This is a genomic window from Psychrobacillus sp. PGGUH221, assembly GCF_042055255.1.
In the GTDB taxonomy this organism is placed as follows: domain Bacteria; phylum Bacillota; class Bacilli; order Bacillales_A; family Planococcaceae; genus Psychrobacillus.
In genome coordinates this window covers 36026-52490 of sequence record NZ_JAQMHQ010000007.1, presented here as the reverse complement: position 1 = coordinate 52490, position 16465 = coordinate 36026, and the positions used below count along the sequence as shown (strand labels likewise).

Annotated in this window: 16 protein-coding genes and 1 other annotated feature; of the genes, 6 read left to right on the top strand and 10 right to left on the bottom strand. The window is 35.9% G+C overall.

Annotated elements, in window-relative coordinates; all coding sequences use genetic code 11:
* Nucleotides 1–85: 85 nt before the first annotated feature.
* Nucleotides 86–409, top strand: a complete 324-nt coding sequence (locus PGC35_RS12810; protein WP_375219429.1) for a hypothetical protein — start codon at nt 86–88, stop codon at nt 407–409.
* 96 nt (nt 410–505) lie between these two features.
* Here PGC35_RS12810 and PGC35_RS12805 read toward each other — a convergent pair whose 3' ends face one another.
* Nucleotides 506–1579: a M42 family metallopeptidase gene (locus PGC35_RS12805; RefSeq protein WP_375219428.1), complete on the bottom strand. Its 1074-nt coding sequence runs from the start codon at nt 1577–1579 to the stop codon at nt 506–508.
* A 172-nt stretch (nt 1580–1751) separates the two neighbouring features.
* On the opposite strand from PGC35_RS12805, the gene PGC35_RS12800 reads away from it, so the two are divergent.
* Nucleotides 1752–2066: a hypothetical protein gene (locus PGC35_RS12800; RefSeq protein ID WP_056832930.1), complete on the top strand. Its 315-nt coding sequence runs from the start codon at nt 1752–1754 to the stop codon at nt 2064–2066.
* 1053 nt (nt 2067–3119) lie between these two features.
* Here the strand turns inward: PGC35_RS12800 and PGC35_RS12795 are convergent.
* From PGC35_RS12795 to pepV, 7 genes are read right to left on the bottom strand one after another with little or no spacing between them, the layout of a single operon-like run.
* Nucleotides 3120–3965: a YtnP family quorum-quenching lactonase gene (locus tag PGC35_RS12795; protein WP_375219427.1), complete on the bottom strand. Its 846-nt coding sequence runs from the start codon at nt 3963–3965 to the stop codon at nt 3120–3122.
* Between the two features lie 41 nt (nt 3966–4006).
* The gene (gene trmB / locus PGC35_RS12790; RefSeq protein ID WP_375219426.1) at nt 4007–4648 is read right to left on the bottom strand and encodes a tRNA (guanosine(46)-N7)-methyltransferase TrmB; all 642 of its coding nucleotides are present in this window, start codon (nt 4646–4648) and stop codon (nt 4007–4009) included.
* On the bottom strand, nt 4632–5591 hold the full coding sequence (locus tag PGC35_RS12785) for a diacylglycerol/lipid kinase family protein (protein ID WP_375219425.1): 960 nt from the start codon (nt 5589–5591) through the stop codon (nt 4632–4634). Before PGC35_RS12785 ends, trmB begins: the two co-directional genes overlap by 17 nt.
* Complete coding sequence (locus PGC35_RS12780; protein WP_056832922.1) at nt 5584–6564, bottom strand: nuclease-related domain-containing protein; 981 nt, start codon at nt 6562–6564, stop codon at nt 5584–5586. The genes PGC35_RS12785 and PGC35_RS12780 overlap by 8 nt, the downstream gene beginning before the upstream one ends.
* Nucleotides 6565–6568: 4 nt before the next feature.
* A complete protein-coding gene (thpR, locus tag PGC35_RS12775) occupies nt 6569–7111 on the bottom strand; it encodes an RNA 2',3'-cyclic phosphodiesterase (RefSeq protein ID WP_375219424.1) in 543 nt (180 codons plus the stop codon).
* The gene (dat, locus tag PGC35_RS12770) at nt 7108–7959 is read right to left on the bottom strand and encodes a D-amino-acid transaminase (RefSeq protein ID WP_375219423.1); all 852 of its coding nucleotides are present in this window, start codon (nt 7957–7959) and stop codon (nt 7108–7110) included. Before dat ends, thpR begins: the two co-directional genes overlap by 4 nt.
* Entirely contained in the window at nt 7952–9367 is a 1416-nt protein-coding gene (gene pepV / locus PGC35_RS12765; RefSeq protein WP_056832916.1) for a dipeptidase PepV, read from the bottom strand. Before pepV ends, dat begins: the two co-directional genes overlap by 8 nt.
* Before the next feature lie 409 nt (nt 9368–9776).
* Between pepV and PGC35_RS12760 the strand changes: the two genes are divergently transcribed.
* On the top strand, nt 9777–9998 hold the full coding sequence (locus PGC35_RS12760) for a DeoR family transcriptional regulator (protein WP_053588572.1): 222 nt from the start codon (nt 9777–9779) through the stop codon (nt 9996–9998).
* Between the two features lie 29 nt (nt 9999–10027).
* Here PGC35_RS12760 and PGC35_RS12755 read toward each other — a convergent pair whose 3' ends face one another.
* On the bottom strand, nt 10028–10750 hold the full coding sequence (locus tag PGC35_RS12755; protein WP_375219422.1) for a pseudouridine synthase: 723 nt from the start codon (nt 10748–10750) through the stop codon (nt 10028–10030).
* A gap of 9 nt (nt 10751–10759) precedes the next feature.
* The gene (locus tag PGC35_RS12750; RefSeq protein ID WP_375219421.1) at nt 10760–12373 is read right to left on the bottom strand and encodes a putative polysaccharide biosynthesis protein; all 1614 of its coding nucleotides are present in this window, start codon (nt 12371–12373) and stop codon (nt 10760–10762) included.
* 104 nt (nt 12374–12477) lie between these two features.
* Here PGC35_RS12750 and PGC35_RS12745 point away from each other — a divergent pair, with 104 nt between their 5' ends.
* The 3 genes from PGC35_RS12745 to PGC35_RS12735 all read left to right on the top strand — a co-directional run bounded on the left by PGC35_RS12745 (nt 12478) and on the right by PGC35_RS12735 (nt 15995).
* A complete protein-coding gene (locus PGC35_RS12745) occupies nt 12478–13740 on the top strand; it encodes a BaiN/RdsA family NAD(P)/FAD-dependent oxidoreductase (RefSeq protein WP_053588569.1) in 1263 nt (420 codons plus the stop codon).
* 24 nt (nt 13741–13764) lie between these two features.
* Nucleotides 13765–13991: a binding site (T-box leader), on the top strand.
* A 46-nt stretch (nt 13992–14037) separates the two neighbouring features.
* A complete protein-coding gene (gene trpE / locus PGC35_RS12740) occupies nt 14038–15426 on the top strand; it encodes an anthranilate synthase component I (protein WP_375219420.1) in 1389 nt (462 codons plus the stop codon).
* A complete protein-coding gene (locus PGC35_RS12735) occupies nt 15423–15995 on the top strand; it encodes an anthranilate synthase component II (protein ID WP_375219419.1) in 573 nt (190 codons plus the stop codon). The genes trpE and PGC35_RS12735 overlap by 4 nt, the downstream gene beginning before the upstream one ends.
* Nucleotides 15996–16465: the final 470 nt, after the last annotated feature.

Genomic DNA, 16465 nt, shown 5'->3' with positions numbered 1-16465 from the left:
TTATATTATCAAAAATAAAGAATTATTGAAACTTTTGGAAGTTTTATTCGTATGAAGTGTAAACAATTTTAGGTGGTGTATTTTTTTGAAAAAAGGTTATGTTGTACTTCTTACGGTATCTATAGAAGCAATCATACTCTCGCTAGCTTCAGTTATTATTGGATGGGCATTGATCGATACACTTTTTTTAGGTAGCCTTGTAATATTCGGATCTGTTTGGTTGTTTCAATTATATACGAACCAAACAACTAATGAATTAAATGCACACATAAAAGGTTGGAATAGATTAGATAATGATGGTGTTAAACCATTTCGATTTAAAATATCACCAATCACATTAGGTCTATTGCTATTTACACTAGTTAGTTTTTTTATTGCAATCCTTTCATATTATCCTTATTTTATATAGAATTAATTCGTAAATTTACAATAACTAGATGTTAATATTCAACAATTAAAAAATCAGGAGCCGAAATTAATTTATCGGCTCCTTCTTTTTATTTTATTATACGTTTGCTTTAATTGTTTCTAAAGTTGTTCGGTCACATGCTTTCACTAATTTAGTTATAAGTTCCTTAGCTGCTGCGTAGTCATCGGTATGAATAATTGAAGCAGAAGTATGGATATAACGAGAGCAGATTCCTATGACTGCACTAGGTATACCTTCGTTGGAAGTATGCACTCGTCCAGCATCTGTACCACCTTGTGAGATGAAATATTGGTAAGGAATTTTATTTGTTTCCGCCGTATCTAATACAAATTCTCTCATACCGCGGTGTGTTACCATTGTACGGTCAAAAATACGTAAAAGAGCTCCTTTTCCAAGTTGCCCAAACTCATTTTTATTACCTGAAGCATCATTTGCAGGACTAGCGTCTAATGCAAAGAATAAATCTGGCTGAATCATATTTGCTGATGCTTGTGCACCACGCAAACCAACTTCTTCCATAACATTTGCACCAGAATAAAGCATATTAGGCAATTGCTCATTTTGTACTTCTTTTAATAGCTCAATTGCAAGTCCACAACCATATCGATTATCCCAAGCTTTAGCCATGATTTTTTTATCATTCGCCATCGGTGTGAACGAACAAACAGGGACTATTTGATCTCCTGGTCTTATTCCCATACGTTTCACATCTTCTTGATCGTCTGCACCAACATCAATTAACATATTTTTGACGTCCATTGGTTTGTTTCTCATTTCATCACTTAATAGATGAGGCGGAATAGATCCAATGACTCCTGGAATTGTTCTATCTTTCGTTACGATATCTACGCGTTGCGCAAGTAATACTTGACTCCACCAACCGCCTAATGGTTGAAATCGAATCATTCCATTATCTGTGATACCTGATACCATAAAGCCAACTTCGTCCATATGTCCAGCAACTAAAATTTTCGGACCATTTTCGTCCCCTTTTTTTAATCCGAAAATGCCTCCTAAATTATCTTGCACGATTTCATCTGAATACTTGGAAAGTTCACTTCGCATAAAAGAACTTACTGCATGTTCATTTCCTGGTGCTCCTGGTAATTCTGTTAGAGTTTTAAAAAGCGAGCGCGTTTCTTCATTCATTTGTAAAAGCCTCCTAAAGCTTTGGTCAAATTTAAATAATATAATTTAGATTCCTCTTCTATTGTAATAAAAGCCTGAATCGTTTACTACTTAAAAACTTCGACATTCGAAAAATTTATTTGATTGAAAATATATGATACACTAAAAAAAAGACGTTAGGAGGAGTAGAACATTGAAACTTCGTGACTATATGATGGGTCTTGGATCAGGAATTGTAATAGGGATGATTGCTAGTCAGGCAACTAATAAATTGAATATTAATCGATCACCAGAGCTTGTTTTAAGAGAAATAAAAAATTCATTTAAACAAGAAGGTCCAATAGATGGTTCATGGATTTATATGAGCCCAGAGCCTTTTGCTAATGAGGCAATCCATACGAATGTATATAAAGGTGGTATTTCTCGTGTTCGAAATGGCGAGCTCGAGCAATTTGAATTTTCTGCAGATACTAAAACAGGAACAGTCGTAGAGTTAGTTAAAGTTTAATAGATATATAAAAGTGAATTTGTTAAATATTATTGTTGACTAATGTGTAGCGTGTGGAAATACACATCTGTATTTCCATTCAAAGTACACATAGACAGAACATATAAAACCAACTATAGGCATGCGCTTTCCGCAGGCGAGCGCTCTTAGCAAGTATGTAAACGACATTTCGTTCACATACTTGCTTTTTGTGTGGGCACCATTGATTTCCGTTCCAGGCGGACGCTTTCCGCCGGCATGGCTTCAGCCGCTTCCCTTGCTCCTGCGCAAAGCTCGTCGCAAAAAAAGAATGCTCCTGCGCAAGCTCGTCGCAAAAATTAATTTCGCTACGCTCAGTCCAGGGTCTTCAGCTCATGCACCTGCCGCTTCGCTATCGGCGCAGAAAACATTTGCTATTCCGGCTGGAGTCGCCGCCTGAAACGAAAATCAACTATTTTATACTTACAATTAACCTTTTCTTCTATCTAAAAAACAGTTTTTTCTGTAAAAAAAAGTAAATTCAAATAGGTGCTTCCTCATGAATTCAACCCATGAAACCCTCAATTTAAGTCTATTCTCGGTGAATCCCTCAAACCTCCTGTTGCGATCCATTCAAGGTGCTTGCACCATACTCCTGTATTCTTTATCACTTCCCAATGGCATCACCCCATTATGCTATTTGCTTTTTGTGACATAGAAAAGCACCCAAAAGGATACTTTGTTTATAAACCCAACTTTTTAATCGCATATTCTTCTCCAGCAGACCCCAACATATCTTGCCAACTTTCAAAGTCTGAATTATTAACGACATACTCATCAAGTTCATTTTCGTTGATCGCATCAAAAGATTCTTCGGTTGATACGTCAAAAGGACTTTTTTCAAAGAATAATACCTCTGCAAATATACAGTAAGGATGTGGTAGTGACGAAGAAACGAATCATCCTGCGGAGGCTCATGTGTAGCGTGCGGCAAGCGCACATCCATGTTCTGCACTCTAAATTGAAAAACACAATTTATAAAGCAAGCCAAAATATAAAAAATCAGCTGCACTAAACAAACGTGCAGCTGATTTTTTATCGAGTTCGGTCTAATTTGTCCACTATTTCTTTTCCATCCGCTGTCCATTTGATCATACGATAAAAAGCATCATGGTAAAAACTAAACCAATAATTATTACTAAGTGCTTCGTTCACCCATTTTTCTTTTGCAAAAACAGAAGTCATCGGATAATCGTCGTATGCTAACACCCACAATGGATTTTGGTGTGCATGGGTTGGCATTAAATCAGCCAAATGAATAATCGTTTCCCCGTTTTGTTTCAATAAAACAATACTATGCCCATCACTATGTCCGCCTGTATGGATTATCTCTATCCCATCCACTACTTCTAATGAACCTGAAAATGAAATAACCTGTCCTTCAATTGGCTCCCAGTTTTCTTTCCAGTAAGTATTTCGTGAACGGATATTTGGATTTCTCATTTCATTCCACTCAACATCTGAAACGTAAATTTTCGCATTAGGAAAACTTGAAACTAGCTCCTCATTCTCCCATTTCGTTAGCCCACAAGCATGATCAAAATGGAGATGTGTCATGATAATAATGTCAATATCTTCTGGTAACACACCTAGTTGAACGAGGTTGTCCTCCACTTGAGATTGATCAGTTATACCGTAGTTTCTTATTTGTTTTTCTGTAAACTTACCGTAGCCAAGTCCCGCCTCCATTAAGATATTGTGCCCATTGTATTGGATAAATAGCGGATCTGACGGTAACTCTATTTGATTTAATTCGTTTACTGGATATTTCTTTTCCCATAATGGCTTTGGTACAACACCGAACATGGCTCCCCCATCCATGAACGTAGTACCGCCTTTAAGCCAGGTTAATGTCATATTGTGAAATTGAAGCGTATCCATTCTCCATCTCCCCCTAATCGATATCGTCAACACTTAAACATTTATACGTATTTTGCTTCTACTCGATAGATTGGTTGTCCCTTTGCAGAAAACTTTTCTTCATACTCGGTCATTATGTTGTCTTCTGGCATATTCACATGTAGATCTAGTGAGACATCTTTTATTAACATACCATACGCAGACATACTAACTAAAGAGTATTCAAATAATCCACGATTATCAGTTTTAAAATGAATCTCTGCGTTATCTACTAAAATAGATTCGTATAATTTCAAAAATCCTTCATGAGTTAAACGTCTCTTCTCATGTCTAACTTTTGGCCAAGGATCAGAGAAATTCAAATAAACACGGTCTACATCATTTTTCTCAAAATACTTTGCCAAATCTGCGCCGTTTACCTTTAGCAATCGTAAATTTGGCAATGGCTGTGCTGCTATCGCATTTTCAAGTGCCGAAACGATTACTTTATCATATAGCTCTATTCCAATATAATTGATATCCGGATTTTGCTTGGCCATTCCTGTTATAAATTGCCCTTTCCCCGTTCCTACCTCGATGTGAAGGGGATGAGCATTTTTAAATTCAGAGTCCCATTTGCCTTTCAATTCCTCCGGATTTTGTATAATAATTTCAGGATGAGCATAGATAAAATCTTCTGCCCATGGTTTATGTCTTAACCTCATTATTTTTAACTCCTTTAACTATTGGTTTCGCTAAATTCCAAGCTTTTGATTGAACCGAAAAAGTATAACGATGATTATGGTCTGTTAGGCAAGAGAATTCTCCATCCACGTGACCAAATACTTGATCATGCATCGTAATCTTAAAATTTTTAGCTTGAAACTGTTTCACTTCTTTAAACTTTGTATGTTTCCCAAAAAACACCGTACCGAAAATAAAGAGAAGCTTCCATTTTGCTAATTTATTTACGATTGTCATTTCTATTAATTGATCATTTGGTTGAGAACTAGGTGATATTTTCATTCCTCCACCAAAATAAGGCTGATTGCATACAACAAGGAACCAAACATCATCAAACTTTAACTCATCTTTCTCCGTATGTAAAGTGAATGAAAATCTTGTAAATGTTATAAGCTCTTTAACCAAATATAGTATATACGCTATTTTCCCTAACCCCAAGACATTTAACCACTTTTTCCATGAAGAATTATTTACGGAATAAACTACTTTTGCATCAAAACCAAAACCTGCATTATTTACAAAACCAAAATCTTTTTCTTTCGTTGATAAGATACCAAAGTCTAATTTTTCATATGTATTGTAGTTCTTTGCATAATTCCGTAACTGTTCTACGGTTTTGAAAACAGAAAAAGTCCGACCAAAATCATTTCCACTACCTGCAGAAATAACTCCGACTCGAACGTGATTATAATGCGTAACTCCTGAAATAATTTCGTGAACAGTACCGTCTCCGCCGATAGCTACAATTAACAAATCTTCCTCATTATATAGTGCACAATCTCTTGCTATATTCGTAGCATGTCCTCTATATTCAGTCACGTAACTAGTATAAGGAAAATCAATTTTCTCTTTCCATGATGCCCATATTTTTTTTGCTCGTCCACGACCAGCATGTTCATTCACAATAAAAACTACGTTACTCATCACTTTCCTCACTGTCTACTTCCCAACCAGATCTTGAATAGGACGTTGTTTGAGCTAAGTCAAGTATTGCTTGTGCAGCTTTAAATTGCATATGCTTCATTGGGGAAGGAGAAGATTTTAATGATCTAAACCACTCCGGAAACTTTCGTGTATCTACAAATTGAGTGTTGAAAGAAGTCCCTGGATAATCAATATACCCATTTCTTGAAAGCACTACTTTCCTAATTGGCAAATCGATTTCTTCTTTTTTAATTATTTGCATTAAAATAGATTCCATTCGATTTAATCCTACCATTGGACTCAATACCTTCTTTTCTTCCTTACCGCTTTTTTGAATCCAAAAACGATCGCTACTTCCTATAAAAGCATCCAATTCTTTTCTTTCTAAAACAACAAGGCATATAATCTCTGTAGGTAATATTAATATGATTTCTAATTCAACTGGAGCTTTTTTAAGTTTTAAAATAGGATAATAAAATAAAAAATAATTATCAGGTAGCTGTAAAGTAAGCGTTCGTAGTAAAGTATCTCGCATAAATTTTGGATCAACATAAGATTTTTCTCGTAAAGTCGAGCTTGCCCACTTCAGTTGAAAATGAAAAAGCTGATTTAAATACAGACGCTTTAATTCTTCTTTTGATTTTGGATTGTAAACGATATTAGGTTGAAAATTAAGCATCGTAGATTCTTCCGGAATCACCTCTTCTTCCTGCAACTCTGATTCTTCCCAAACAGAATCCTCTATAACTTCGTTCTGTTTACGGTTGAAAAGCTTAGAGAAAATAGATTTCTTTTCAGGTATTTCCACCTCATCGTCTTTTTCTATCCATGAGGTGTCAAATGATCCACTTTCCCATTCAGCTTTTGTACGTTCCCATTGCTGTTTTTTTAATCGAACAAATTGAGTGGGATATCGTTTTAAATCAACTTGATATCTTGAAATATAGTCCTGTAGTTTTACTAACTGAGCCATTCACTTACCCTCCTTTGCATCTAATAGAAGCAATCTCCTCATAACGAGGTTTACTATTCGGGTTTATCTTAAATACACTATAACAACTTACTTCAAATGTCGATTTAGGCAAGTGAAAATCTTTTATAGACAGTAACCCCTTAGACGCCCATTTTTTAGCAATCGTAATATGAGCATTAAAATCCTTCGTATGTTCTGTTTTTATACAATCACTCAAGGTTTTCACAACTTCTTTTTGTAACCTCTTTAATGAGTCACTTTCTTCTAAGTCAGTATAAACTACTCTCGGTGTTCGATTGCTTCCAAAATGAGCGAGCCCATTCGTTGTTAGATTAAAAGAACTCCAGTCGATATTTTGTAACGACTGGATGATATGTTCTATTTGTTCGCTCGCCATTGCCCCAATATAAAATAAAGTAATGTGCAAATCCTCTTTAAATGGCAACGTTTTATGCGTCTCATGTAAATTAGTTTTATCTCTTGCTTCTATGATATCTGTTGCGAGCGTTGGTGGAATTTTAATACCTATAAAGTAATGTGTGTTCATACGCCAATAGATGAAGGGATTTTTTTCTCAAAAGCTTGTTGTAATTTTTGAGTCCATTCTCCACGTGTACCATTTCCAATTGGTTTTTCGTCGACAGAAACAATTGGCATTACTTCAGCATTTGTAGAAGACATAATAATTTCATCCATTTCCAAAGCTTGTGCTTTTGTAAATGCTTCTTCTACTACCGGGAGCCCTACTTCTTCACAGCAATCTAAAATCACTTTTCTTGTTATTCCATTTAATATAAGATTACTAACTGGATGTGTATAAAGCACACCATCTTTAATGCCATATATATTGGATGAAGACCCTTCGGTTATTACTTCCCCACGATGTTGAATAGCTTCATAGCAATCTTTGCTTACAGCTTCTTGTTTTGCCAATACATTTCCTAAAAGGTTCAGCGATTTTATATCACAACGAAGCCAACGAATATCCTCAACAAAACACGCTTTTACTCCGTTTTCAAGTTGAGCGTGAGGACGACTTGTTTCTTTTGTATATGCTGTTAGTACAGAATCGACAGCTGGAGTCGGAAAGTTATGCTGTCTAGCGCTAGTACCACGAGTAACTTGCAAATAAATATGTCCGTTTTGGACTTCATTCGTTTCGATTAAATCATAGAGCATTTTATGAAGTACATCTTTTGTATAAGGGATGACTAACTGAATTTTATCAGCGCTTGCATACAATCGGTCAATATGTTCTTTAGCAGTAAATACATCTCCGTTATAAATTTTAATTACTTCATAAATACCATCACCAAATTGGTATCCACGATCCTCATAGCCTATTTTTACTTCTTCTTCGTTAACGATTTGATCATTCCATAATATTTTAGTCATCAATTTTCACCTCTGTAGTATTTTTTCCTGCAAGTTCTACAATTGCATCTGCATAAATCGCTGTTGCCTTAACTAAATCTTCTATGTCTACATATTCATCTACTTGGTGCGCTACGTCCTTTCTTCCAGGGAATAGCATTCCAAATGCAACCCCATTTTTCAGAACCCTAGCATAAGTACCTCCACCTATAGATAAGAGCTTTGCCTCTTCTCCCGTTTGTCTTTCATATACTTTTTGTAATGATTTAATAAGTATATCTTCTTTATCGACATAATGAGGCTTAGAATTAGAGCCAAGATCAAGCGTGATCCCTAAATTTTGAAGAGTCTCTCTACATGTACTCAGTTTTTCTTCAAAAGGGTAAGTAACTGAATATCTCATACTAACTTGTGTACAAGACCCTTGTGCTGGGGCATAATGAATAACACCCGGATTTAATGTTGTATCTCCTGATACATCATCCGAAAAGTTAAGAGATAATGCATGCCCTCTACTGTCATCACCAAAGCCAATAACTAAAAAGTCTACAAATGCTTTCGAGTGAGGAGTTAATGGAACGACTTGTAAAAACTTCGCAAGTAAAATTGCTGCATTTACCCCTTCATCTGGCTCCATAGCATGTGCAGATTTTCCTCTTACCAACACTTTAACCATTGGACCTTCTTGCGTTACTTCCCCATTAAAACCATGTTCAGTAGAAAATTCACTAAACTTTTGTTTTATGGAATGAAGTCCACCAAAAATAAGGGCAAAGGCTTCGTCCGGAACCATATTTGTCCGTTTTCCTGCTTGAAAAAATTGAATAGTTTCCGTTTCAGTTGATCCAGTTTGTGTAAAAATTAGGTTTGCAATTCCTTTTTCTGCATTAATAATTGGGAAATCTGCATCAGGTGCAAAGCCTATTTCAGGCATCGGTTCTTTTTCAAAATAACGTTCTACACATCGAAAGCCGCTCTCTTCATCCGTCCCAATGATTAGTCTTACTTTTTTATGTAAAGGGATTCCAGATTCTTTTACTAACTTCATTGCCATCCAAGCTGCAATAGTCGGACCTTTATCATCTATTGCACCACGACCGTAAATTTTATCATCTGCTACGACGCCTTCAAAAGGAGGATAAGTCCAGCCTTCTCCAACTGGGACCACATCAACGTGACAGAGAATACCTAAAGTTTCCTCTCCATCTCCCATTTCAATATGACCAGCCATATTATCAATATTTTTAGTAACTAGACCCTCATTTTTTCCTTCACTTAACATATGATTAAGTGCTTCTAGAGGTTTCGGCCCAAAAGGCATTTCTTCCGTAGCAGCTTTTTCATCAAGAACACTAGGAATTTGAATTAATTTTTGAAGCTCTTCAATCATCTCAGTTCTTTTTTGTTCCGCAAGTTCTAACCAATTCAATATAAACCCTCCTACACAATCCTTCTAACGTTATTCTACACTTTTTTCAGCGTATAAAACACAAAAAAGAAGGCATTTTCAGTCTTCTTTTTCGATGATTTTTTTAATTCTAATATTTCATGTACTAACGAACCTTTTTTTATATTTTTTCTACTTGTTTGCTATCAATTTTTTCGCTTGGACATCTATTTTTTCATTCATTTTAATAAATCTTTTTTATGAAGTTTTTGTAAATTAGCTGTTTTTTATAGAAATTTTCTCGAAAATCTACTATAATTAAATTGTCAGAAAATATATGACTGACTACCAATATAGTAAAGGGGCTGTAAATTGCAATTAATTTGTTGCTTTTCACCCATGTCGTCCGCTAGTCTTGCCACGAGATATGATGATGAAGGAGTGGTTACTTATGAAACCAACTACTGATCGGATGCTCAATCGAATTAAAGATATGTATATGTTCATCCGTGATCACGGAACTGTTACTACACAAGATTTAGTCGATGAATTTGGCATCACTCCTCGCACGATTCAACGAGATTTGAATGTACTTGCCTTTAATGACTTAGTCATAAGCCCAACAAGAGGCAAATGGACCACGACGAACAAACGCGTTAAAATGACATCTTAGATTTCCCCATATGAAAAGAATGACCTAGCCTAAGCTTGGTCATTCTTTTGCTGTAACCCCTCTAACTCTTCTTCAGTAAGTTCTCTATAATCTCCTTGTTTAAGAGATTCATCTAATTTTAATTGTCCCATTGAAAGCCTTTTAAGAAAAACTACTTTTTTTCCAACGGATTCGAACATTCTTTTTACTTGATGAAATTTGCCTTCTGTTATTGTTAATTCTACTTCGGACACTGGTCCTCTACTTAAAATTGTCAAAATTCCCGGCTTTGTTTTATAGCCATCATCTAATATTACTCCTTCTAAAAAAGCCTGTACGTCACTCTCGTCAACTATGCCTTCAACCTCTGCATAATATAATTTTGGTACATTCTTATTCGGAGAAAGTAGACGATGCGTTAAAGCACCGTCATTTGTTAATAATAGCAACCCTACAGTATCCTTATCTAGTCTACCAACTGGGTATGGCTGAAAATGACGTACATCATCCTCTAATAAGTCAATCACAGTTCGATCTCTCGTATCTTCTGTGGCAGATACGACTCCTGCAGGCTTATTTAGCATTAAGTAGATAAATTCTTTATACTCAATTTCTTCTCCATAAACAGAAACTTTATCTACATGTTCCTTCACATGCAAAGAGCTATCTTTTACTATGACATCATTTACTTGGATAGCTTTAGATTTAATTAATTCTTTTACTTCTTTCCTCGTACCAAATCCCATATGTGCTAGAAATTTATCTAATCGCATGTCATACTCCTAAAAACCAATTTTTTTCGTAAAACGTGTAATTCTCTCGCCGAAAAGCTTTTGTGCAAGTCCTAATCTTAGCGTGACATATCCATAAAAAACTACTCCAATGGAAGCACAAACAAAGATAACTAATAATGATTCTATTTTTCCATCAATCGTAAATACTTGCCCAATTCCCCATTTTACGATGGATACTATACATAACATAATTGCCGTTAATATAGATATAAGGAAAATACGTCTAATTACCATTGTAGATTGATAATGCAATGTTTTTCCTATAGCAACCATATTTAAAGCAATAGCAACAATGTAACCAGCAGAAGTGGCCAAAATAGCACCATCCGTTTCAAACATTTTAATAAACGGGGTATTTAATACGAGCTTTGTTAAAATTCCGATTAATAAATTCAGGATAATTAATTTTTGGCGATCGATTCCTTGTAAAATAGAAGTAGTTACTGGATAAAGAGCAAACAGTATCGCAACAGGTGCATAATGCGCAAGCACTGTAGCCCCTACATCGCTTGTCTCATAAAATACTGTATAAAATTCGTCTGCTAAAACTGAAATACCTAATGCAGCCGGCAAAGTTAAAAATAATAAAATTTGAAATGCCTGATCTAAAGATTTTCTAACATTCATAAAATCCTGTTTCGCATAAAAACTAGTAATAAGAGGAATGAGCGTCATCGAAAAGCCTGTAGCCAACATTACTGGTATCATCACAAGCTTATGTGTTGTGAAGTTCAACATACCTAAATATGTATCAGAAACTGATGCTTTCCCAATCATTGTCATTGCACGGTTAAAAGTAATCATATCGATAAATTGAAAGAGTGGATTGATTACCCCTACTAAAGCAAATGGAACCGTATAGACTAAGATTTCTTTATAAATATTTTTTAACGATACATCTGATGTTAAATTTCCGCTATTTTCTAGAAGTGCATTATATTCTGGCTTTAACTTTTTCCAATACCAATACAGCACAACTAAGCTAGCGATCGCTCCTAAAAATGCTGCAAAAACTGCAAAAGAAACAGCAGTTTTCTCCGAGCCTTTAAATACATTCATGACAACGAAAGCACCAGCTAGAACGAACAAAATACGTACAACTTGCTCAAATAACTGAGATACAGCAGTTGGGGTCATATGTTGATACCCTTGAAAAAAGCCTCTAATTAAGCTCATAACAGGTACAACTATCACCGCAAAACTTACATATCTAATAACGGATGCAACATCCTCAATGGAGAAGATAGCATCTTTGTCTTTTATGACAAGTTGAGCGATAGGTTCCGCCAATATATAAAGAAGAAGAAATCCTAGTACACCTGTAACACACATAAGCAGCATACTTGATTGGACTAATTTTCGTCCTGTTGCGTAATCCCCTAGTGCATTATATTTCGAAACAAATTTTGAAACTGCAATAGGTACTCCCGATACTGCTATTGCCAACATAATTGAATAAGGAACATATGCATACTGATAGAGTACTACATACTCTTCCCCAATTAATTGATAAAAAGGAATTACATAGAGAACGCCTAATATTCTAGATAATAAGAGACCAATTGTTAAAATCATCGTCCCTTTTAATAAATTCGAAGCCATAAAAACCGTCCAATCCTAAGAAATGTCTATCTTACAGTTTACATCTGTCGAAACAAAACCACAATGATGTATACTAAAGAAAAAAATGAAAGTGTGAACTTATTATGTATGACGTTATTGTAATCGGCGGGGGTCCCTCTGGCCTAATGGCAGCAGCTGCTGCTGGAGCAGAAAATAAACAGGTATTATTAATAGAAAAGGGTAATAAGCTTGGCAAAAAGCTAGCAATATCAGGAGGCGGTCGTTGTAATGTGACCAATCGACTTCCTCAAGAAGAAATCGTCAAAAATATTCCTGGAAACGGAAGATTTTTATATAGCCCTTTTTCTGTTTTTAATAATGAAGATATTATTGCCTTTTTCGAAAATCTTGGAGTACAACTAAAAGAAGAAGATCATGGAAGAATGTTTCCAGTATCCAATAAAGCAATGGATGTAGTGAATGCTCTTCTGGACGAATTAAAACGGTTAAAAGTTGAAATTAAATTAAACGCACCAGTTGCTAAATTATTAATGAATGATGAGAAAATTATTGGAGTTCGTCTTGAAACTGGTGAAGAAATTACCGCCGGCGCTATAGTTGTTGCAGTCGGTGGAAAGGCAGTACCACAAACTGGCTCTACGGGTGATGGATATCCATGGGCAGAAAAGGCTGGACATACGGTTACTGATCTATATCCTACAGAGGTTCCTTTACTATCCAACGAGTCATTTATAAAATCAAAAGAACTTCAAGGGCTTGCATTACGAGATGTTGCAGTTTCAGTTTTAAATAAAAAAGGTAAAGCAATTATTACTCATCAAATGGACATGCTTTTCACTCATTTTGGATTAAGTGGTCCTGCTATACTACGTTGCAGCCAGTTCGTTGTAAAAGAGCAAAAGAAAAATGGTGGTGAGCTTGTCCAAATTCGTATAGATAGTCTACCCGACAAAAACGAGGAACAAACTTTTCAATCTCTCCTCTCTTCTATTAAAGAAGAACCAAAAAAAGCTTTAAAAAATGTGTGGAAAGGACTTGTACCAGAAAGATGGCTTTTGTTCTTATTACAACAAGCTGGTATTCAAGAAAGTGAAGATGGGCAAAATCTTTCACACGAAAAGGTTCGCTCATTTGCTCATTTGTTGAAACAATTTACGGTAAATGTATATGGAACACAGCCCCTTGATAAAGCATTTGTAACGGGAGGCGGTGTTTCAATTAAAGAAATCGAACCTAAAACAATGGCTTCGAAGAAAAAAGCTGGTCTGTATTTTTGCGGAGAAATACTTGATATTCATGGCTATACAGGTGGCTATAATATTACTTCAGCACTCGTGACTGGAAAAATAGCTGGAATGAGTGCTGCGAAATCGATTGAATTATGAAACTATTTATTATACAATGTTTTGTAACAAGCATTGAGGAAGAATAGTAACTTTATGAAATGCTCTAGAGAGCTGATGGTTGGTGCAAATCAGTGCATGACATTTAGTGAATGGGCTTCTGAGCTCCAAAGCTGAACAATAAGTAGGCTTTGGCGTATGTCTACGTTACAGGACTTGCAATATATTACTTGCAGTTAAGTGGATTACAATAGTAATCAAAAAAGGTGGCACCACGGCTCTCCGTCCTTTGTGATGGAGGGCCTTTTTGTGTTTAGTTGAGAAAAGGAGAGCAGAGCTATGACAGTTGAGACGAGAAGTTACGAATTGAAAGAAATCCAAGGGGATATGATGACCCCTATATCCATTTATCATGCTTTAAATGGAAAGAAAAAAACGTTATTTGAGTCATCCGCAAAACATGAAGAAAGTGGTAGATATTCATTTATCGCATGTAATCCCATTGCAGAAATAACCGGAAATCAATCTGGATATTCACTCCTTTATGAAAGTGGTAGCCAGGAAAAAGGAACAGAATCCATCATCGAAAAACTAAAATCGATGATGCCTATCCACAAAGAAACATATCCTTTTTCATTTTTTGGCGGTGCAATCGGCTATTTTGGATATGAGACAGCTTTTTACAGTGAAAAAATTGGAGAGTTTCTCCACGATGACTTAGAAATGCCAGATATTCATTTAATGTTTTACGATACATTTGTGATTTATGATCATTTAAAGCAAACTGCTACAATAGCTGCAATCGATTTATTCCACAATGGTCGTACCCAAAACAAAATGACGGAAGCAATTGAAGCTATCTGCTCAGATTTAAAAAAAGGTCCCATTTCATCCAAGGAAAATGAAGCAAAGCTTGCATTTCAGCCCATGATAGATGAGCAGACATTTATAGAGATGGTTCAAAAAGCAAAAGAACATATTATAAAAGGCGATATTTTTCAGGTTGTATTGTCCCAACGATTTTCTTCTCCCTATGAAGGAAATCCATTTGCATTATATCGTAAGCTACGTACATCCAATCCATCTCCATATATGTTTTATTTAGACTTTGAGCATTATATTATACTCGGAACTTCACCAGAAAGCCTTGTAAAAGTACAAAATGGATTAGTGACTACAAATCCAATAGCTGGAACGAAACCCCGTGGTCAATCCATACAAGAGGATGAACAAATTGCGAAGGATCTATTAAACGACGAAAAAGAAGTTGCAGAACATCGGATGCTTGTAGATTTAGGACGTAATGATATTGGACGCATCTCAGAAATTGGTTCAGTCTCAATCGAAAAATATATGAAGATAGAATACTATAAATACGTGATGCACATCGTTTCGGAAGTAACTGGTCTACTAAAAAAGGACACACATGTATTAGATGTTTTATCAGCATGCTTACCAGCTGGAACCGTCTCTGGTGCGCCTAAAATTAGAGCGATGCAGATTATAAATCAACTTGAGACATCTAAACGTGGTGTATATGCAGGTGCAGTAGGCTATATATCCATAACAGGCAATATGGATTTGGCACTTGCTATTCGCACTATGGTTGTAAAGGATCAAGTCGCACATGTTCAAGCTGGAGCAGGGATAGTTTTTGATTCTATTCCAAAAAGCGAATACGAAGAAACCCTAAATAAAGCAAAAGCTCTTTTGGAGGTGCAACGATGATCCTATTAATTGATAATTATGATTCTTTTACGTATAACTTATATCAACAAGTAAGTATGCTCTGCAAAGAAGTTATGGTTGTTCGGAATGACGCTATTACTATCAAACAAATTGAAGAACTACATCCAGAAGCGATAATTATATCTCCTGGCCCTGGTAGCCCTTCGGAAGCAGGGATATCGATTGAACTGGTTCAACGGCTACACAATAGATATCCAATTCTCGGAATATGTCTAGGTCACCAATCCATTGGAGCTGCATTTGGCGCAAAGATTATTCAAGCGAAAAATATTATGCATGGGAAATTATCGATTGTAGAGCATTCCGCTGATTCTTTATTCCAACCATTTAAAGAACCAATTTCGGTCATGCGTTATCATTCTCTCGTAATTGATGAGCAAACATTAAGCGAAGAATTAGAAGTGCTTGCACGTGCAAAAGATGATAATGAAATCATGGCAATCAAGCATAGAGATTATCCCTTATATGGACTTCAGTTTCATCCCGAATCAATTGGAACAGAACAGGGTGATCAATTGATTCAAGCTTTTTTAGCACAAATAAGTTAATAAAGAAATGTTGATGTCCCTATAATTATGCCTTGCTTGAATTAAACTTCGACTACACAATTACCGTGAAAAAATTTAACGAGGGATAAGTGATTGTAAACAAACTCGAATTATCTTATTATGGATAGATTGGTTTTCCGAAGCTTACCGCTCGCTTTCCGCGGGCGAGCGCCGAGCAGCTTCGTCGCTACGCTCCTGCAGGGTCTCGTCTGTCTCGCTGATCCCGCAGGAGTCGAGCGGACGCTTCTCCAAACAAATAAAAAATCCAGATTTGAATGTGCTCAAATCTGGATTTCTCATTTTTTAAAAGCTAGATATGTCCCAGCCTCCTCTTTTATTCGGTAATTATATGGCTGATGTTTGTCCTATGCGCCACTCTTGAAATGTTATAAGCCATGTTACTTTAGGTTTAAATAACACTAAATATTTCCAAATAAGTTGCTTTATCCTATTAAAAGTAAAGATAGTAG

What these genes read in the sequence shown, in the direction of transcription:
- PGC35_RS12805 (WP_375219428.1), bottom strand. Translation starts at nt 1,579, where the DNA reads ATGAATGAAGAAACGCGCTCGCTTTTTAAAACTCTAACAGAATTACCA.
- PGC35_RS12795 (WP_375219427.1), bottom strand. Translation starts at nt 3,965, where the DNA reads ATGGATACGCTTCAATTTCACAATATGACATTAACCTGGCTTAAAGGC.
- trmB (WP_375219426.1), bottom strand. Translation starts at nt 4,648, where the DNA reads ATGAGGTTAAGACATAAACCATGGGCAGAAGATTTTATCTATGCTCAT.
- PGC35_RS12785 (WP_375219425.1), bottom strand. Translation starts at nt 5,591, where the DNA reads ATGAGTAACGTAGTTTTTATTGTGAATGAACATGCTGGTCGTGGACGA.
- PGC35_RS12780 (WP_056832922.1), bottom strand. Translation starts at nt 6,564, where the DNA reads ATGGCTCAGTTAGTAAAACTACAGGACTATATTTCAAGATATCAAGTT.
- thpR (WP_375219424.1), bottom strand. Translation starts at nt 7,111, where the DNA reads ATGAACACACATTACTTTATAGGTATTAAAATTCCACCAACGCTCGCA.
- dat (WP_375219423.1), bottom strand. Translation starts at nt 7,959, where the DNA reads ATGACTAAAATATTATGGAATGATCAAATCGTTAACGAAGAAGAAGTA.
- PGC35_RS12760 (WP_053588572.1), top strand. Translation starts at nt 9,777, where the DNA reads ATGAAACCAACTACTGATCGGATGCTCAATCGAATTAAAGATATGTAT.
- PGC35_RS12755 (WP_375219422.1), bottom strand. Translation starts at nt 10,750, where the DNA reads ATGCGATTAGATAAATTTCTAGCACATATGGGATTTGGTACGAGGAAA.
- PGC35_RS12750 (WP_375219421.1), bottom strand. Translation starts at nt 12,373, where the DNA reads ATGGCTTCGAATTTATTAAAAGGGACGATGATTTTAACAATTGGTCTC.
- PGC35_RS12745 (WP_053588569.1), top strand. Translation starts at nt 12,478, where the DNA reads ATGTATGACGTTATTGTAATCGGCGGGGGTCCCTCTGGCCTAATGGCA.
- trpE (WP_375219420.1), top strand. Translation starts at nt 14,038, where the DNA reads ATGACAGTTGAGACGAGAAGTTACGAATTGAAAGAAATCCAAGGGGAT.
- PGC35_RS12735 (WP_375219419.1), top strand. Translation starts at nt 15,423, where the DNA reads ATGATCCTATTAATTGATAATTATGATTCTTTTACGTATAACTTATAT.